Source organism: Mucilaginibacter aurantiaciroseus (genome assembly GCF_024055595.1).
GTDB lineage: Bacteria > Bacteroidota > Bacteroidia > Sphingobacteriales > Sphingobacteriaceae > Mucilaginibacter > Mucilaginibacter aurantiaciroseus.
In genome coordinates this window covers 36,643-56,370 of record NZ_JAMXOF010000001.1, presented here as the reverse complement: position 1 = coordinate 56,370, position 19,728 = coordinate 36,643, and the positions used below count along the sequence as shown (strand labels likewise).

The following is a 19,728-nucleotide window of genomic DNA, read 5'->3' as shown; positions in this document are numbered from 1 at the left end:
TAGAGATGTGAGACTATTGTATTTTGTCTCAAATCTAGTATCTCGTGTCTATTATTATAATTTCACTTCTTTCAACAACTCTGCAACTAATGCATCCTGTTTGCCCTGGTCTTCAAATTGCTTGCGTAATACTTTCTCAGCAATTTCTATTGATAAAGCAGCAACCTGGTTTTTAACATCTGCCATAGCAATTGTTTTTTGGTTGTGGATATCAATACGGGCAAGCTCTATCTGGCGTGCACCCTCTTTATGTGCAGCATCTTTAGCATCAGCTATGATCTGGTCTTTAACCTTTTTAGCTTCCTGCAAAATCGTGTCACGCTCAATACGCGCTTGTTTTAAAAGAGCTTCGTTCTCGTTGGTTAAACGAGACATTTCTTCTTTAGCAGCCTCAGCTTTTGAAAGCGCATCTTCTATAAAGCGCTCGCGGTCGTCAAGGGCGCCCATAATAGGTTTCCAGGCAAATTTGGCAAGTAAGAAAAACAGTACTGCAAATGATACCGTTGTCCAGAACACTAAACCAATCTCGGGGGTAACTAATGGATTCATTATATATGATGTATATATTTTAAAAAATCAATTTTAATAACCGTGCCCGAAGCCAATCGCAACGGGAACGGTTAATTTTTTAATCCTCTTAAAGGGATGAAATATTATTTCAAGCCTAAGAAAGATACAACCACAGCAAACAAAGCAACACCTTCAACAAGTGCAGCAGCGATGATCATTGCAGTTTGGATCTTTGAAGCAGCTTCTGGCTGACGGGCGATACCTTCGCAGGCCTTACCACCAATTTGACCGATACCGATACCGGCACCAATTACTGCTAAACCTGCACCAAGTGCAGCGATACTTCCAATCATTGTTTTAAATTTAAAGTGAATATATAGTACATAATTATTTACAAATATTAATGGTGGTGCTCCTCAACAGCTGTACCGATAAACAAAGCGGTTAACAACGTAAAGATGAAAGCCTGCAATGCCGCTACCAGCAATTCCAATACATCCATAAACACCACAAAAGCAACTGATACCGGTGCAATAGCAAAAGACTTGAACACAAATATCAATGATATTAAACTAAGCACAATAATGTGCCCTGCCGTAATATTAGCAAACAAACGTATCATCAAGGCGAAAGGCTTTGATATGATACCTACCAGCTCGATAACCCACCACAAAGGCCAGATCCAAACGGGTACATCGCCCGGCACAAAAACGTGTTGCCAGTAATGTTTGTTACCGTTTAGGTTAACCACTAATAAGGTGATAACCGAAAGCACCAGCGTAACCGCTATATTACCCGTTAAGTTTGAACCACCCGGGAAGAAAGGCACCAGGCCTATCATGTTATTTATCCAGATAAAAAAGAACACGGTTAACAACAACGGCATAAAGCGCTGGTATTTGTAACCGATGTTTGGGCGGGCAATATCATCCCTTACAAAAAGAATGATAGGCTCCATAAAAGATTGTAAACCTTTTGGCGCTTTACCCTGTCGTTTCTTATAGGCTGATGATACACTAAGGAATACAATTAAAAGCACAACGATAGACATCCACATACTTACCACGTTACGGGTAATAGAGAAATCATAAAGTTTGCTTGAGGCAGCCTCATCAACTTCGCCGGCTTCGTTAACTATTTTAACTTTATCGCTAATTAGCTTATAGTTATAGTTGCCTTTATATATGCCTGCAGCTTCCGCTTCGTGTTCGCCTGCTTCATAAGCAAATTTGGCCGATGAGAACATCTCTAAACCCTTATGGGTATAAATAATAACCGGCAAAGGCAACTGGGCATGACCAATAATATGCAGTGAATGCGAGTCGGCAATGTGCTCTAAAATAATCTCGCTTGGCTCAAACTTTTTTGCAGCGCCTTCGGCATGTTCAGCGTGCTCATCTTGCGAAAACGCCGGTATTGAAAATGCGGTTAGCGTTAAAAAAACGGCACAAATTCGTAAAAGTGTAAAAATTTTTGATTTCAAAATTGAGCTTTTATATATCTAAATAAAGTTTTTTACTTTGAATTTTGGTTGCGCAAGTTACGTAATAACACGTAAACTTCAAAGGCCGTATTTAAGAAATATAAGTAAAAGAAATTGCCTGCAAAAACGCCCTTTTCTACCTTGTTTTTCAGCAAAAATATTACCATAAATGCCAGGCAGGCCAATATTTTAAAAGTGGTTCCGGCCAAAAAAACCTGGGCGTAGTTTTCGGGGTTTATTTTTTGGGTAAATAATATTGCTATAACTATTAAAAAAGTAAGGCCTGTAATGTAGGCGAACATCCCCCAAAAATAAGGCATTAATAAATTAGTATGCCCGGCAAAAGTAAGGGCTAAAGGCAGCGATGCCAGGGCCGCTACAAAAATGGCGAAGGCAATAAGCGTTGGTTGGAGTTTCAATTTTTTACAGATCTGATAACGATGAACAATGATATAAACACCCCGCCAAGCGAAAGTGCTGCTGTTACCCACATGGTATGGTGTTGGTTGGCTTTATCTATTTTATAACCGGCGAATGCAAAGATGCCAATAATAGCTATCATCTGAAACGCCATACCGGTATATTTGGCGTAAGCATTTACCGCTTTGCCCCCATCATTGGGTTGCTTTTGTTCATTTTGTGCCATGCGGCAAATTTATTAAACCTATTGCATAATCTTTAGTATTTTAGCAATGCATTTATAAACCTTAGTAAGATTATTTAGGATACCCATAATTGGAAAAGGTGGTTAACATTATTAAGCAGGATGAAGAAGAAATGCTTTATATAGAATATTGATTAAAACAACCTGTTATTGAACGTTCAAGAGAAGTAACACGCCTTGGACATAACTACCATAAGTGACTTAATAAATCGTTTCCCGGTAAAATTGAAAAGGTTATAAATAGGCATCCGCTATGATACTTGAGAAAGATTTATAAGAATTTATTGAATGATGTAAACAAACACTAGGTTGCTTACATCATTGTGGGTGCCATGCACTATAATAATTATTGATGTTGATAACCTTACAATTAGTTATATTGGCTTAAATTACCTTATCAAGAATAAAGCAGGTACTGCAAGAAAACAAGAAATTGCTGAGCTTGAAAATCTTTATAAGTTAGCAGATTAATCAAAAACCAAAAAAGACAAAAGCAAATAATCCACACAAGATATACCCCATTGAGGCATACGTCTACCCCTTCTGTGCAAAAGTTATTGTTGCTCGCCATTATACTGGTTATTGCCGGCTGCTCGCTTGAGAAAAAGAGCGGTCTTAATCGTGGTCTGCAAAACCTTACTGCAAAATATAATATATTGTTCAATGCCAAAGAGATCCTTCGCCAAAAACAGGAAGGTTATGAGGCCGGTTACGTTGACGATTACAGCGAATTGCTAAGCGTTTACCGCGATACCGTTACCAAAAGTGATGTACCCGATAAAGACCTTGACCTGGTTAAGGAAAAAGCCAATACCATCATCAGCGTTAAAGAACAAAGCCATTACCTGGGCGATGCCTACTTTTTGTTAAGCAAAGCCAATTACCTGGATGGCAATTATTTTGACGCGGTAGAATATGCCAACTATGTGATCCGCTCGTTTGGCAAAAACACCGAATTGAAACAGGAAGCAATTGTTTATAAAGCACGCTCTTTATTATACATCAATCAGCCTAATGATGCCAAGGCTGCTTTAGACAGCGCTTTTGCTGATATCAACCCAAAAAAGAATATCACCGGCGATGTTTACGCCACAAAATTGCAGTATGATATAAACACACAGGATTATGTGGATGCCGAGGCCATGGCTAAACTGGCGGTAGAGAATGCGCACGGTAAAGAACGTGAATTACGCTGGACATTCATCCTGGCCCAATTACAGGAGATGAACCACAAGCCTGCTGATGCCATTGCTAATTATGATCGCGTGAGCAAAAGCAATGTAATATTTGACATGGCCTTTAATGCCAACCTTAACCGCATCCGCATAGAAGATATGCAGAATGGTGTAAAGGTTAGTCGGCTTACACGACTGCGCTTGTTGCTAAAAAACTCAAACAATAAAGACTTTACCGACCAGGTATATTTCCAGATAGCGCAGATCCAGTATAATGATGGCGAGATTGAAAACGCATTGAAAAGCTACAGGCAGTCTATCAACTACAGCACAAAAAACCAGAGTCAAAAAGGCCTGTCTTATCTGCGCATGGCCGATGTTTATTTTAAAAACAAAGCGGACTATACCGGCGCCAAAAACTTTTACGATAGCGCGCTGGTGAGCTTATCGCCAAATTACCCTAACTACCAGGTTATTAAAAAGAAAGCAGAGAACCTGCAGGTGCTGGCCGATAGGTTGCAAATTATAGACCGCGAAGACACCTTGCAAATGCTTGCCAAGCTTGATGAGCCAACCCGCCTTACCCGTATCGATAAGATGGTGGAGGCTAAAATACTAAGATCACAACCGACACAGGTAAGCAACGCACAGGCAAGTGGCGCCGTCAACGTAAACCAACCGGCGCAAGAAAGTTTACCCAACGGAGATAACTTTTATTTTAGCAACGCCAACGCGGTAAGCCAGGGCTTTAGCAGTTTTAAAAAGGTTTGGGGTAATCGCCGTTTAGAGGACAACTGGCGCAGGGCCAACCGCCCCGGCAGCGACATCACACAAAGTAACGCTATAACCATACAAGCCACCGACCCGGATGGTGGCGCTAATAACCTTTTAAGCAACTTTAACAAAGTGAATGCCGGCAATTACAGGCAGGAGTTGTTACAAAATTTGCCGCTTACCCCCGGCCTGTTGGCGCAATCTAATAAACGCATGTACGATGCTTATTTAGATATAGCCAATTTTTACCGCGATGTATTGAACGATAAAAAGGAAGCTATTGCAGCTTATGAGTTGATTTTAAAACGTTTCCCGAATAACGATAATACCGCGGCTATCTATTATAACCTATACCGTTTGTACAGCGATACAGATCCGGCATCGTCAAACAGGTATAAAGATCTGCTGGTGAAAAATTATCCGCAAACGCCTTTCGCCAGAATCATCCTCGACCCGGAATACAGCAAACACATTAATGATGAGGACAACGGCTTTAGCATCTTATATAATAATATATACGACCTATATGCTACCCACCAATATTCAAGGGTGATCACTGCATCTGATGCCCTGCTGGCGCAGTATCCGAATAACAGGTTTGCATCACAGATCTACTACCTGCGTACTTTCGCGGCCGGCCACCTGGAGCCACTTACTCCTTTTAATATTGATTTGCAAGGTATCGCCGCCAAATATCCCGACGATAAGTTGATCACCCCATTGGTGAACCAGCATTTGGCCTATATAAATGCACATCAATCAGAACTGGAGTTACGCAAGGTGGTAATATCTGACCGCGAAACAAATGACCCGCAGTTTACCCTGCCCATCGTTTACCAAAAAGAAACAGAATTTAGGTTGACTGCCGAAAAGTACATACCCCGCCCGGATGTGCGCAAACCCGAGCCAAAAACGGTTACGCCACCATTTAAGGCGGAAGATAAAGCATCGGCCATAAAAGCTACATCTGTGGAGGTAAAAAAAACAGCTGAAGTTGCCACAGTTAAAGAACCTTTAAAAGAAGAAAAACCGGTTGAAACCAAAACCGATATTTTGCCGCTGGTAACGCAATCGGCACAGGTTGCGGCACCAATTACCGCAGCACCAACAGTAGCGCCGGTAAAACAAGCGCCATCCATATTTAGCATGCGCGATAGCACCAACTATTACCTGGTGATAAATGTAAGCAGCGGTGCAATCAATTTATCATCGTCGCGTTTTGGTATTGGACAATTTAACAGGGTTAGTTATAATAGCGCAGGTATAAAACACCAGCTTAAAGCCGTTGGTTATGATAACCAGCTGATTTACATTGGCCGCTTTAATAACCTTGCCGGGGTTAAGGATTATGCCCGCAAAATTTTACCGCTGATGCCCGATATAATGAAGGTGCCAAAGGATAAATACAGCTTTTTTATCATAACACAAGAAAATCTGGATAAATTAGCCGACCGAAAAAAACTGGATAGTTATACAGACTATTATCAACAAAACTACTAAACAGAGATGATCAATAAAGTTCCGCAACAGAATATAAAACGTTACAACTGGTATATATGGCGTTTTGTAATTGCCTGTTTTTCGTTTTTCGTAATTATGATATTGCTCATAGCCTTCCAGGTGTTTGGCCCGCTGCCGTCTTTCCGCGAGCTGGAGAACCCAAAGAGCGACCAGGCATCAGAGATCATCTCATCCGATAAAGAGATCATAGGTAAATATTACATCAAAAACCGTTCGAGCGTTCCTTATAAGCAGATCTCGCCAAATGTTATCAATGCGTTGATAGCTACCGAGGATACCCGCTTTTACCAACACTCGGGGATTGACTTTCAACGTACATTTAGTATAGTTTTGTATAACCTTATAGGTAAAAAGCAGGGTGGCAGTACCATTACGCAGCAACTGGCACTTAACCTGTTCTCGGAGCGGTCGCACAACCCTTTTAAGCGTATTATCCAAAAATTACAGGAATGGATCACAGCGGTTAAGATAGAACGCAACTACACCAAAGAAGAGATACTTACCCTGTACCTAAATACCATTGATTTTGGGGCATATAATACTTATGGTATCAGCTCGGCATCGCGTACTTATTTTAACAGCACGCCCGATAAACTTACACCGGACCAAGCCGCGCTATTGATCGGCATGATAAACGGGCCGGGTATTTACTCGCCCATAAACCACCCCGAAAACGCCAAAAACCGCCGTAATTTCGTCCTGCGACGTATGGACGAAGAGGGCTTTTTAAGCTCGGGCCAGGCCGATGAATATAAAGCGAAACCCCTGGGTTTAACTTTTAGTCCCATAGATCATAACGAGGGTATCGCTACCTACTTTAGGGCAGTCCTAAAAAAACAGGTACAAAAGATCTTAGTTGATAAATCGATCCTAAAACCTGACGGCACCACCCCTTATGACCTTGACCGTGATGGCCTGAAAATATATACCACCATTGATGCCACCATGCAAAAATATGCCGAGGACGCGCAGAAAGAATACATGCGCATCCTTCAGGCACAATTTAACGCGCATTGGAAAGGCATCAGTCTTTGGAAAAGCATCCCGACATTCAAAAGCCTGCTTGATAAGGGCATGTATAGGTCTGACAGGTATATCGCCCTAAAATCGCAGGGAGCATCCGAAGAAGAGATCCGTGCCGATTTTAACAAGCCTGCCAAAATGAATTTGTTTACCTGGCGAGGCGATATCGATACGGTGATGAGGCCTATCGATTCGATAGTATATTGTAAAATGATGTTGCGCAATTCGTTGATGAGTATGGACCCTACTACCGGCTACATCAAAGCATGGGTGGGCGGCATCAACTTCGAGCATTTTAAATACGATCAGGTAAAAATGGGTACACGCCAGGTGGGCTCTACCGCTAAGCCATTTACTTATGCCGTGGCTATCGACGATGGGATCTCTCCTTGTCAGCAAGTAGCCAACGAGCCTATCACCATTACCGGTTATGGCGCCGACTGGACACCACGTTCATCGCCAAGCGGAACTGTGCCGGGTGTTATTACACTGCGCACTGCTCTGGCACGTTCGCAAAACTGGGTCACCGCGTATGTTATGAACGAGGTAAAACCAACGCCCGTTATGGAATTGATCAAAAAGATGGGTATCACCAGTAATGTACCGCCATACCCTTCTATCTGTTTGGGAACGTTTGACGCTTCGGTATTTGATATGACGGGGGCTTACTCGGCATTTGCCAACCAGGGCGTTTGGACGGAGCCTACCTATTTGTTACGTATCGAAGACAAAAACGGTAACGTATTATACAACAACTCGCCGCGCATTGTGCAAGCCATGAACGAGCAAACCGCTTACGTAATGACCTATATGCTTAAAGGCGTTATCGACGAAGGTACAGGCTATCGCTTACGCGGCAAATACGGCTTAACAAACCCTATTGGTGGCAAAACGGGCACCACGCAAGATAACTCCGACGGATGGTTTATGGGCATTACCCCACAACTGGTTACCGGCGTGTGGACAGGCTGCGAGGACCGCGATATCCACTTCCGATCTACCCGCCTTGGCGAAGGTGCAAATACCGCACTGCCTATTTTTGCCGGGTTTATGAAGCGGGTGTACGCCAATACATCCCTTGGCATTAAAAAGAACGTAGACTTTGTACCGCCAAAATCCGGCATATCCATCACGCTCGATTGTGGTGCCTACAGTCAGCAGCAAAAAGGCACTAACGAGGTGGATAAGAAACTTGATTTTTAAGTTTCTTAAAAGGTTGAATAGTTCAACATATTATGAGTTATTGTAATCTTGAGAACTTAGAGTTATACCAATTAGCGGAAACCTTTACCAATAACATTTGGTTATTAGTAAGCGAATGAGATTACTTTGCAAAAGATACTGTAGGCAAACAAATTGTAAGATCTGCTGATTTGATTAATGCTAATATTGTCGAAGGGTATGGCAGATTTCATTACAAGAAAAACAGAAACTTTTGTTATTACAGCTGCTGCTCCATTTTGTAAACTAAAGGTTGGCTAAAAAAAGCACGAACCAGAAACCTTGTAAGCGAAGAACAATTTAACATATTAATAGAAAAGCTTCAAACCATTCATATTAAACTGAATAGTTATTTAAAGTTTATTGGTAAATCATCTGGGCTGAAAACAGACCAATGAACAAATGAACAAATGAACCACCAGATGGAGAAATTCGATTACAAAGAGGCTTTAAAAAATATACCGCACAAACCGGGTGTATATCAGTATTGGGATAGCGAGAAACAGCTGATTTATATTGGTAAGGCAAAGGACCTGCGTAACCGTGTGGGCTCATACTTTAACAAAGATACGCAAATTAATGCTAAAACGCGGGTACTGGTATCCAAGATCCGCAACATCACGTTCACTATTGTAGATACCGAGGTAGATGCCTGGCTGCTGGAAAACAGCATGATCAAGAAGCACCAGCCGCGCTACAATGTGATGCTGAAGGATGATAAAACCTACCCGTGGATCATCATCAAAAACGAAAATTATCCCCGCATTTTTTGGACGCGCCGCATCATTAAGGATGGCTCTAAATACCTTGGCCCCTACGCTTCCGTAAGTATGATGCACACTATTTTGGGGCTGATCAAAGAAACCTACGCCCTGCGTACCTGCAACCTTAACCTTACCCGCGAGAATATCGAAAAAGGAAAGTTTAAGGTTTGCCTGGAGTACCAGTTGGGTAACTGCAAAGGCCCTTGCCAGGATTACCAGTCAGAAGCCGACTATGACAATAATATTGGCGAGATAACAGATGTACTCAATGGCAAGATAGGAAACGTTGTACGTGGCTTAAAAAGCGACCTTGACAAAGCTGTTGGTGACCTCAACTTCGAACTGGCCCACCGCCTGAACCGAAAACAAGGCCTGCTGGAGAACTATCAAAGTAAGTCGACCGTAGTAAACTCTTCTATTACTGATGTAGACGTGTTCAGCATTGCATCCGAAGAAAAATACGCCTTCGTAAACTTCCTGAAAGTGATGAACGGTACCATCACCCAAACACAAACCATCGAGCTTAAGAAACGCCTCGACGAAACCGACGAGGAGTTGCTAAGCATCGCCATAACCGAATTTAGGACCAGATATAACAGTACCTCTAAAGAGATCATCGTACCGTTTAATATCGACGTAGAGGATGAAAAGCTAAAGTTTACTGTACCCAAGCTGGGCGAGAAACGTAAGCTGTTGGATCTGTCGCAAAAGAATGTGATGTACTTTAAAAAGGAAAAGATAGACCAATACGAAAAGTTGAACCCGGATGTGCGGATAGATCGCCTGCTTACGCTGATGATGAAAGACCTGCGCATGAACACCCTGCCGCGCCACATCGAGTGTTTTGATAACTCTAATTTCCAGGGGGCGTACCCGGTATCTGCCATTGTAGTGTTTAGGGATGCCAAACCATCTAAAAAAGATTATCGCTTTTTTAATGTAAAAACCGTTGTTGGCCCGGATGACTTTGCCACTATGGAAGAGGCCGTGCACCGACGCTATCGCCGTATGCTTGATGAAGGTACAGAATTGCCGCAACTGATCATCATTGATGGTGGTAAAGGGCAGCTATCATCAGCCATGAAGAGTTTAAGGCTGTTGGGGATAGATAAACAGGTAACCGTCATAGGCATTGCCAAACGCCTGGAAGAATTGTATTACCCCGGCGACCAATACCCGCTGTATCTCGACAAACGCTCTGAAACCCTTAAAGTGATCCAGCAGTTGCGTGATGAGGCCCACCGTTTCGGTATCACCGCCCACCGTAAAAAGCGCGACAAAGGCACTTTAGCAACGGAGTTGGAACTGATACCCGGCATCGGTAAAACCACTGCCGAGAAGCTTTTAAAATACTTCAAGTCCGTTAAAAAAATTCGCGAAGCAACCGAAACCGAGTTGCAGAAAGTAGTAAACTTAAAGCAAGCGAAAGCTATTATCCAATACTTCAATCCGGCGGTTAGTGATGTAACGGGGTTGCAATAAATAAACAAAAAGGCGTAATTGCGAGGCGCGACAGCGACGTGGTAATCCTCGATAGACTTGTCTCTGCCGCTCTCTAAGTCGAAGATTACCACGCTATCGCTCGCAATAAACGCTATGGCAACAAAAATGCCCGTATGCTTACGCATACGAGCATCAATATTTTAAGCGTAAAATTATTCGCCGTATTTCCAAAGGTTAAGCTCGTAATCCAGGATCGTTTTTTTGATCCTTTCAGATTCGTATAGCTTATCAATACCTTGTGCGTAATCTCGGATGCGTTCGTCTTTATCGTTAGATTGTTTTACAATGTAACTGGTAAATATGCGTTTTACAAAGCAGTCGTCAAAACTCAGGCCTGTTGCATCGTTGTTACGGCTAACCGCTTCTTTAACGGCCAAAACTTTGCGTGCTTCATCAAAATAGATCCAAAACGCCGGTTGATAATCCAGGTCCATACCTGCCGCTTTTGGTTTGTAAAGCGGGGCTATACCGATGATGCGTGGTTCGAAAACCGAACGCTGCCTGTCAAAATACCAATCTTCTTTAATACGGAATTTAACAACGCTATCCGGGTTAAACTCGCCGGCCTGCACCCTTGATCCTATCTTGTTACCATCCTTATCAAACTGATCTACAACAGCACTATCTGCCATACGGGCACGTGCCTGTCCTGTAGCAAGCGGCTTGCTAAATCCATCACCGTTGGGGTCATCTTTAGTAGGCGCCGGGTCGTAAGCGGTAAGCTCACCCAAATCAATAGCGGCCATTAATACATCAATTAACCTGCCTTTTGGCGAACCCAAGTATTGGTTCATCTTTTCACGCAGGTCTATCTCGCGCCAAACACGTTTAGCAAACATTACGTCGGCTTCGCGCAGGTTGGCGTAAGGGGTTACCTTAGCGCTAAGGATATTATTTTTTCTGTAATAACCGTCCATAGGGCGGTCAAAAGGCTTTTTCCTGGTGGTATCAACAGGTGATAATCCCGCGTTTGCGGCACCGGAAACCTGTTTATTTGGGTTTACACCCGAAGCAACAGGGGCCTGTATTTTTGCCCTCGTACCAGCTTTTTTGGTTGTCCTTTTTTTGGTTTGCGCAAATGAAGCGCTGCAAGCCAGACAAAGTACAATGATCAAAAATCTTGTTTTCATAATCTTCTTAATTAGCCTGTAATACTATACCGTCAAGTCCGCGCTGTGTGCCGTCAGGGCCAACAGCAATAATATCCTGGAATACTACCGTTGTACCCGGTGTAACACTACCCATAGCAGCACGCATAGGGCCCGATAGTTCGCCACTTGTCGCGGTGTAGCTAACAGCATCCTGGCGTGGTTTTATAATGACCAGGCTAAACCTGGTAACGTTAAATTTTGCGTCAAATTCAAATCCGTCCAATTTGGCAAAAAGCCTGTCTTGCGCGCGGATGTTGGCTGCACTGGTTTTACCACCGCTTTTGCCGGCAAACATCGCTTTAGGATCCGGGATCCGTTTAACACGGAATTCCGAAGCACCCAATACCATGCCTTTATCGCCCAATACGGTTACCTTAGCGGTACCTATGGTAGTTACATTTGCAGTATAATGGCCGCCTGAACCGCTTACCGAACCACCGCTCATGCTTACTTTTATACTTTCTTTAGGTACACCCGGTGCCGAAACTGACAAAGGGTTTGGTACACCAATGTATAATACGTTCATTTTATCCGGCGATACTACTGCCGATGGTCTTGCAACCATGTAGCTACCATCAACCGTGTAAGATTTTGCCGGCCCATCTACCTGTTTTACTAATAACGAAGCTGTCCATTTGTGCATCCCTTCACCACTTGCGGTTGTGGTATATGTACCAATACCATTGGCAGTTGGAACTGGCGAACCACCTACGGTAATAACGGGGTTAGTTTTATCGTCATATGCGGTTAAATAGATATCGGCTTTGTATTGCTGGCCTGATAATACATAACCGGTGGGTGCAACGATAACAGCCCGAAATTGATTAAGGGTTACCTGCGCCTGGTCAACTTTACCTAATATTTTTTTTACTACTTCGTTTTCGGCATTTTTATTATCTGCCTGTATTTTAGCCAATGTGGTTAAAGCCGCTCCCAATGGGATGCCTTCGCCAAAATAACCTGTCTGGAAGGTTTTACCGGGATAACCCGGGCGCACAGGCGGGTCGTTAGCATTTAAAGAAAAGTTAACGCCTGCCGCGTCTTTACCCAAAAGAGAGATCAGTTTCGCTTTAGTAGCCTCGATCTTTTCTTTTAACACATCGGCCTTTTTATCGTTTATCATCACCTCTGATGATATATCAAGGCTTTCTCTTGCATTAACATCATTGATCTCCTGGTTTATGCCGCCACCTTTTTCAACAAGTTCTTTTTTAAGTTCTTCGATATACGCGTTAAGCTCGCCAGATGTTTTAGTGGCTTCTTTTGCATTAGCTAGTAGTTTACCTGCTTTTTCGGGCTGCTCTTTTAGTTTAGTAGCCTCGAAAGCAGAATACGTATTATCTAAACCGGTGGTAACGTTTACGCGCGATTGATCTAAGCTGTTTGTGATATTTTTAAATGAGTCCAATAGGCTGTCCGGAACGTTTAGTGCTATAAGCCCTAAAAGTACCAGGTACAGTATACCTATCATCCGCTGTCTTGGGGTTTCTTTACCTCCGGCCATGCTTTATATTATTCTGTGTGGTATACTTAAATATGTTAGTTAACCCTTGGCTGGTTCATTGCTGTAAGCATGTTACCATAAACTGAATTTAACGAAGCAAGGTTTTTAGCTAAACGGCTAACCTCCTCTTTAAACTGTTTCGAATCATCTAACGATTCGTTAAAGTTATTCATCGTTAACGACAGGTTTTTGTAGAAGCTGTTCATCGCTTTCAGATGCGCGCTTGAATCCTGTAACTCCAGTTCGTATACCGCGTTTAATGACGATAAGTTTTTAGCCAAATTGTTAACCTGGTCATGGTATGCCTTTGAATCGATATTGGTATTTGCCATTTCGTTAAGGTTGGCAGATGCTTTTTCAAATGCCGTGCTTAAACCATCGTAGCTTGCAGTTGCCTGTTTTACTTTGTTTGTAAAAGCGACGGTAGCGTCGCCTGCGTCAGTTACCCTTGATATAGCGTTAACCTTATCACCAAAGGTACGAAGGCCATCGCCTAAGCTGCCGATAAGCTCGGGGCCAATTTTAGCATCAGATAGCATTTTGTCTAAAGCGGCCGTGTTTGAAAAGTTATCGCCGCCTGATAGTGCCGGCCTTGAAGATGATTTTGGCAATTCGCCCGAAAAGTCTTCATTCAATTCAGGATATACACGTACCCAATCCACATCTTTGTCTTCGCGTTGTAAACCGAGGATAAAGAACAATATAGCTTCAGTACCTAATCCAAGTGTTATAAATTCAGAAGCGAACTTCCAGTGTTGAATTTTAAACAGCAAACCAATTATAACAACTGTTGCTCCAATTGATATAATATTCCCAATTCCGAAAGGTTTCTTTTTCCCAGCCATAAACTTTTGTAAAGATGATTATGTATAATTTTAGTTTGATTTGTTTAGCGTTTGTCCTTGATATCGCGGCCAAGGAATGGTGTTACACAACGGAAACCGATGTATGATTTCGCGGTATCCTGGTACTCGAAAGTACGGGTAGAGTTTTGTAGGAAGTAACCGATATCTTTCCATGAACCGCCGCGTACAACTTTACGTTTCAGCACTTCGGGGTCATTTCTTTTTGCTTCGTAATCAAATGTTGGCGATAAGTCATGCACGAATGTTGATGCAGATTCATCATATGCAGATGATGTCCACTCGGCAACGTTACCGGCCATATTGTACAAGCCAAAATCGTTAGGGAAGTAAGATCTTACGTTAACGGTGTAAGCGCCACCATCATCGGTATAATTACCACGGCCCGGTTTAAAGTTGGCCAATAAACATCCTTTAGCATTTTTAATATAAGGACCGCCCCATGGGTAATCGGTACCTATACGGCCACCACGTGCGGCGTACTCAAATTCAGCATCATTTGGTAATACATAAGGTTGATTGTGCGGGATATGGCGCTTATCTTTAGCACCATCGCTTAAACGTGTGCGCCATGCGGTGAACGCACGGGCCTGGCGCCAGGTAACACCTACAACAGGGTAGTTACGGTATGCCGGGTGAGAGAAGTAACCCTCAACCATTGGCTCGTTGGCAGCGTACGAGAAATCGTTAAGCCAAACCAGTGTATCCGGGTAAACCCCTACAGTGTCACGTAATATGAAATCCGAACGTTTTTTTGTTTTATCGTTGCGAAAGTTTGATGCATCGCGCAGGGTAAATAAAGCGTAATTGTATTTTAATAAACGTACGTCTATCTCGTTACGGTCAAACACGCGGTCATCGCCCTGGTAGTATAATCCCTGTAGTTTTTGTTGGTTTGCTGATGCATTTTTACCACGTGTGCTAAACACCGGGTTGTTCTCAACATATCTCCAGTTGATGTATTTCTTGCCGTTTGGATCCGCCGCGGCGCCTTTTTTAGGCTGGTAATAATACTTTGCGTCGTTTAGGTAATTGGTAATGGCAATAGAATCGCGCACCCAAAATACAAACTGTTTGTATTTTGTGTTGGATATCTCCGTATCGTCCATAAAAAATGGGGGTACCGTTACCTGTTTTGTTTGAGCTGTTTGGGCAAAGGTTACATCCTGGTCTGTTTGGCCCATTAAAAATGTACCGCCTTTGATATAAACCATGTTTAAGGGGGTTGTTGCCCTGAAAGATCGTTGCCTTACCCCTATAACCTCACCACTTGAAGCACCACCGCCGCCGCCTATGCCGCAGCCTGTTAATATAGTACCGGCCAAAACTATTATTAAAAAGTATACTTGTTTCATTTTGTATCCAAAATCTGTAATATCTATTAATCCTATGTAACAGAACGCACCCCCGAATATATCACTTTTACACTAACCAAACAGAAAAAATGTTTTTATATATAAAAGTTGCTATTATAAGTTATAAAAAAAACGCCTTCTATATAGTTAAAAAAGCAAAGAGTACGATAAAAATATTTCGTTATTGCATAAATATTTTCACCGTTATACGGGGTTTTTTGGAAGAATGTTGCAGTATTACAACTGTTAAAATTTATTTATTTGTTAGCTTGCTTAACATATTGGTCAATTGCCATGGTCATAGAAGGTGCAGCAGGTGTTGGCGCGGGGATATCCAGGATCAATCCGGCTTCTAAAACTGCTTTGTGGGTTGTGGCACCAAAAGCCGCTATACGGGTATTATTCTGTTGAAAATCGGGGAAGTTTTTATGTAGAGACTGGATGCTAGACGGGCTAAAGAATGCGATAACGTCATAAAACACCTCGGCAAGGTCGCTCAGGTCGCTGCATACGGTGCGGAAAAGAACTGCAGGTGTAAAATCGTAACCGTTATCTAATAGGAATTTTTGGGTTTCCTCGGCAGCTACGTCAGAACAAGGACATAGGAATTTTTCGGCAGAGTGTTTTTTCAAAACCTCGGCCAGGTCGGCAGCGGTTTGTTTGCCAAAAAATATCTTCCGCTTACGGTATTGAATGTATTTTTGAAGATACAGGGCGATAGTTTCTGAAAGGCAGAAGTATTTCATTTCTACCGGTACCTCAAAACGCATCTCCTCGCATATACGGAAAAAATGGTCTGCAGAGTTACGGCTGGTGAAGATCACAGCGGTAAAATCGGCCAGGTTAATTTTTTCCTTACGGAAATCTTTAGCAGGCACCCCCTCTACGTGAATAAACGACCTAAAGTCAATTTTTAAATTAAGCTTTTTGGCCAATTCAGCATAAGGATTTTTATCATTCTCAGGTTTTGGAAGCGTAACTAATATGCTTTTAACCTTTTTTTTTCTATCTTCCAAAGCCATGTGTATCTACCTAAATCCTATATCAAGTGCCTTGATCAATATCAATATGGGGCAAAATTCAAGGGCACAAAGATAGATAAATAAATAAAATTTATGAAATCGAAAATTTGAAATAATACTTACGCTGCTGCGCAGGTATTGCCATATAAATATAACTACTACAAACAGTAATGTTAACACCAGTAAAAAGGGGATGAACTTATCTGAGATGAGGCTGAAACATAGCGCTACAGGCAAAAAAACAAAGGTTATATTAAAATAGGTAAGTGATAGTGCCGATATATAATCGGTCACCAGCTTATTAATATTAAACACAAAACCTAAGAACTTTAATATCAGGAACTTACTGGCAAACAACGCAATGATAATTAAGGACAGCGTCGCAAAAAGCTGGAAACCGGCAATTGTATAATAAACTTTATAGTAACCTGTAGTTAATAAGTACAGGAACAAACCGCAGGTAAAACCAAATAGCAGAAACAAACCCACAAACGTCCAAAAGTTGATGGGGCTATCCTCCTTCCCTGCCTGGGCGCTGCTTTTACGGTTGTAAAACGATTGGAAAACATTGCTCATATCCTTACTGGAGAATATGTTCAATCCTGATGCAAATAGCAATAAAATGATGATAATGGCAATAACCCAAATATCGCGAGATGGACGCGTATGACCGTAACCCTGCTTTATCCGCGCTTTGATGGAGAGGCTAAAATAGTGGTCGCCTTTGTAGGCATTGGCCTTTAAGATACTATCCACAAACATATTAGTGCGATTAGGATCGGGGGCCTGAACGTATAGCATCGCCAACGAATCCGACTCGAATTTTTCGCGTACTGCTGTTGCGTGTGCTACTGAATCCAGGAAAGGCAGTGGCCCTTTAAACCTTGGCCGGGCGCGGATGCTATCTACGGGTTTCTGTACAGAATCTGCCTGCGCATACGCGGCAGTGCATCCTGTAACAACCATAAATAAAAAGCAAATAAACCAGCGCATGTATATAAAACCGTGTAATAGGCGCAAATTTAGGCAAATAAAAGCGGTTAGGCTAAAGCATGCGTAATTTCATTTACTTAACAAAATTGCCTTAGGTGATGGTTGGTGTGTTTATATTTAGCGGCATTATAAAGTTCAGTCAAACAAGTAATTCTTAACTTCGGAACATGAAATTAGATCTGTTCCAGGTTGACAGCTTTACAAGGGAAACTTTTAAAGGCAACCCGGCTTGTGTAGTGCCGTTAGATTTTTGGCTTAGCGACGATGTGTTAATGAATATCGCAAAAGAGAATGCCGTAGCCGAAACGGCATTTTTTATCATAGAAAAAGACCACGTACACCTAAAATGGTTTACCCCCGAAATTGAAATGGACCTATGTGGCCACGCCACTTTAGCTGCGGCACACGTACTTAAAACATGTTTGCATTACCCAGAGAAAGACATCCTGTTTAAAACCCTAAGCGGCGATCTGTTAGTGTCGGAGCTGGATGGCTTATATACCTTAGATTTCCCCTCCAGGAAACCTGTTTTAAGTGAGTTGCCCGAGATCATCAAGAAAGCATTAAATATACAACCTGCAATTGTGCTTAAATCGCGCGATTATGTGCTGATTTACAATAGCGAAAAAGAAGTGAGGGATATTCAGATTGACCGCCGGCTGTTTGACCAGATCAACCTTGATCCGGGTGGCGTGGTGGTTACGGCAAAAGGTGATGTATATGATTTTGTTTCAAGGTATTTCACCTCGCAATCGAGCATCTTAGAAGACCCGGTAACCGGCTCATCGCACTGCTCTTTAATACCCTATTGGGCAGAGCGGCTTCAAAAAAATGAAATGAAGGCCATACAGTTATCAGACCGGACAGGCGAACTATATTGCGTTGATAAAGGAGACCGGGTACTAATTTCAGGCTATGCCAAAACTTATGCTATCGGGGTGCTTTGGACCGAATAATAAAATCAACAATCCGGGCAATTCTATTAGATACTAATTTGGTTAAACGCTTACCTTTGTGGCATGGCAGGTATTTACATCCACATCCCTTTTTGCAAGCAAGCCTGCCATTACTGCGATTTCCATTTCAGCACATCACCTAAGTATAAGGATGAGATGGTGGCGGCCATCCTGAAAGAGATAACCCTGCAAAAAAACTATCTCACCAACGAAACTATAGAAACCATTTATTTTGGTGGTGGCACGCCGTCGGTACTTTCGCCAGGCGAGATCATCCGCATTATTAATGCCATTACAGAGCTACATACTGTTAGTGCCGATGTCGAAATAACGCTGGAGGCTAACCCGGACGACCTGGACCATCATAAAATAAACGCTTTCCGCCACACGCCGGTCAACCGTTTCAGTATAGGCATCCAGTCGTTTTTTGATGAGGACCTGCAATGGATGAACCGCGTGCATCGCGCCGGCGAAGCCGAAGCATCTGTAAAACGCGCGCAGGATGCAGGCTTTGAGAATATAACTGTCGACCTTATTTATGGCTATCCTTTACTCACAGATGTTAAGTGGAAGCATAACCTCCAAAAAGTTTTTGAACTGGGCATCCCCCACGTATCCGCTTACAGCATGACAGTCGAACCGCAAACCGCGCTGGCAACCTTCATCAGCAAAAAAAAGCAGCAGCCCATGAGCGAGGCCCAAAGCGCCGAACAATTTAACATGATGCTACATGCTATGCAAATTAATGGCTTTGAGCAATACGAGATCTCTAACTTTTGCAAGCAGGGCCTTTTCTCGCGCCATAACTCAAATTATTGGAAGGGTGTAAAATATCTGGGCATCGGCCCATCGGCCCATTCCTTTAATGGCGATACCCGCCAATGGAACATTGCTAATAATGCTAATTACATAAAAAGTTTAGCAGAAAACACTATCCCGGCCGAAATTGAGATCCTGACGGAAACCAACCGTTTGAATGAATACATCATGACCTCGCTCCGCACCAGCTGGGGCATGGACCTTGACAAACTTGACAGCATTGCATCCGGCGCTAAAAACGATGTTTTAAAAGCCGCCAGGCAATATTTTGATGATGGCAGCCTTACCCAAACCGGCAATATTTTAACCCTTACCCCCCACGGCAAGCTCTACGCAGATAATATAGCGGCGAGTTTGTTTTTTTAACTTTTCATTGCTTCTCATTAATACTTTCCCACCGATCATATTCTTAAATTTTATTACCGTC

Annotated in this window: 16 protein-coding genes and 1 pseudogene; 6 read left to right on the top strand and 11 right to left on the bottom strand. The window is 42.6% G+C overall.

What is annotated here, in order from left to right:
- Positions 1-54 precede the first annotated feature (54 nt).
- The 5 genes from atpF to NAF17_RS00220 all read right to left on the bottom strand — a co-directional run bounded on the left by atpF (position 55) and on the right by NAF17_RS00220 (position 2,639).
- A complete protein-coding gene (gene atpF / locus NAF17_RS00240; protein ID WP_252755965.1) occupies positions 55-549 on the bottom strand; it encodes a F0F1 ATP synthase subunit B in 495 nt (164 codons plus the stop codon).
- A gap of 104 nt (positions 550-653) precedes the next feature.
- Positions 654-863: an ATP synthase F0 subunit C gene (gene atpE / locus NAF17_RS00235; protein WP_067062340.1), complete on the bottom strand. Its 210-nt coding sequence runs from the start codon at positions 861-863 to the stop codon at positions 654-656.
- 47 nt (positions 864-910) lie between these two features.
- Entirely contained in the window at positions 911-1,993 is a 1,083-nt protein-coding gene (atpB, locus tag NAF17_RS00230) for a F0F1 ATP synthase subunit A (RefSeq protein WP_252755964.1), read from the bottom strand.
- 32 nt (positions 1,994-2,025) lie between these two features.
- Positions 2,026-2,412 (bottom strand): hypothetical protein, encoded by a 387-nt coding sequence (locus tag NAF17_RS00225; protein ID WP_252755963.1) that lies wholly within the window; start codon positions 2,410-2,412, stop codon positions 2,026-2,028.
- A complete protein-coding gene (locus NAF17_RS00220) occupies positions 2,409-2,639 on the bottom strand; it encodes an AtpZ/AtpI family protein (protein ID WP_252755962.1) in 231 nt (76 codons plus the stop codon). Before NAF17_RS00220 ends, NAF17_RS00225 begins: the two co-directional genes overlap by 4 nt.
- A gap of 563 nt (positions 2,640-3,202) precedes the next feature.
- On the opposite strand from NAF17_RS00220, the gene porW reads away from it, so the two are divergent.
- The 4 genes and pseudogenes from porW to uvrC all read left to right on the top strand — a co-directional run bounded on the left by porW (position 3,203) and on the right by uvrC (position 10,617).
- Positions 3,203-6,106, top strand: a complete 2,904-nt coding sequence (porW, locus tag NAF17_RS00215) for a type IX secretion system periplasmic lipoprotein PorW/SprE (protein ID WP_252755961.1) — start codon at positions 3,203-3,205, stop codon at positions 6,104-6,106.
- Positions 6,107-6,112: 6 nt separating this feature from the next.
- On the top strand, positions 6,113-8,353 hold the full coding sequence (locus tag NAF17_RS00210; protein ID WP_252755960.1) for a penicillin-binding protein 1A: 2,241 nt from the start codon (positions 6,113-6,115) through the stop codon (positions 8,351-8,353).
- Between the two features lie 143 nt (positions 8,354-8,496).
- Positions 8,497-8,616 (top strand): annotated as a pseudogene (locus NAF17_RS18215) (four helix bundle protein); the annotation flags it as partial.
- 177 nt (positions 8,617-8,793) lie between these two features.
- A complete protein-coding gene (gene uvrC, locus NAF17_RS00205) occupies positions 8,794-10,617 on the top strand; it encodes an excinuclease ABC subunit UvrC (RefSeq protein ID WP_252757464.1) in 1,824 nt (607 codons plus the stop codon).
- A gap of 173 nt (positions 10,618-10,790) precedes the next feature.
- Here uvrC and porN read toward each other — a convergent pair whose 3' ends face one another.
- The 6 genes from porN to NAF17_RS00175 form a co-directional block, all read right to left on the bottom strand.
- Positions 10,791-11,768 carry a type IX secretion system ring subunit PorN/GldN gene (gene porN / locus NAF17_RS00200; RefSeq protein ID WP_252755959.1) on the bottom strand — a complete coding sequence of 326 codons (978 nt, stop codon included), beginning with the start codon at positions 11,766-11,768 and terminating at the stop codon, positions 10,791-10,793.
- Positions 11,769-11,775: 7 nt separating this feature from the next.
- Positions 11,776-13,293, bottom strand: coding sequence for a type IX secretion system motor protein PorM/GldM (porM, locus tag NAF17_RS00195; protein ID WP_252755958.1), 1,518 nt, complete (start codon positions 13,291-13,293; stop codon positions 11,776-11,778).
- 35 nt (positions 13,294-13,328) lie between these two features.
- The gene (gene porL, locus NAF17_RS00190; protein WP_252755957.1) at positions 13,329-14,138 is read right to left on the bottom strand and encodes a type IX secretion system motor protein PorL/GldL; all 810 of its coding nucleotides are present in this window, start codon (positions 14,136-14,138) and stop codon (positions 13,329-13,331) included.
- Positions 14,139-14,182: 44 nt separating this feature from the next.
- The gene (porK, locus tag NAF17_RS00185; RefSeq protein ID WP_252755956.1) at positions 14,183-15,511 is read right to left on the bottom strand and encodes a T9SS ring complex lipoprotein PorK/GldK; all 1,329 of its coding nucleotides are present in this window, start codon (positions 15,509-15,511) and stop codon (positions 14,183-14,185) included.
- Positions 15,512-15,768: 257 nt separating this feature from the next.
- Positions 15,769-16,533 carry a uroporphyrinogen-III synthase gene (locus NAF17_RS00180; protein WP_252755955.1) on the bottom strand — a complete coding sequence of 255 codons (765 nt, stop codon included), beginning with the start codon at positions 16,531-16,533 and terminating at the stop codon, positions 15,769-15,771.
- A gap of 6 nt (positions 16,534-16,539) precedes the next feature.
- Positions 16,540-17,499, bottom strand: coding sequence for a DUF4271 domain-containing protein (locus NAF17_RS00175; protein WP_252755954.1), 960 nt, complete (start codon positions 17,497-17,499; stop codon positions 16,540-16,542).
- A gap of 194 nt (positions 17,500-17,693) precedes the next feature.
- Between NAF17_RS00175 and NAF17_RS00170 the strand changes: the two genes are divergently transcribed.
- Together NAF17_RS00170 and hemW are read left to right on the top strand one after the other, a co-directional pair.
- The gene (locus tag NAF17_RS00170) at positions 17,694-18,482 is read left to right on the top strand and encodes a PhzF family phenazine biosynthesis protein (RefSeq protein ID WP_252755953.1); all 789 of its coding nucleotides are present in this window, start codon (positions 17,694-17,696) and stop codon (positions 18,480-18,482) included.
- 63 nt (positions 18,483-18,545) lie between these two features.
- A complete protein-coding gene (gene hemW / locus NAF17_RS00165) occupies positions 18,546-19,667 on the top strand; it encodes a radical SAM family heme chaperone HemW (protein WP_252755952.1) in 1,122 nt (373 codons plus the stop codon).
- Positions 19,668-19,728 lie beyond the last annotated feature (61 nt).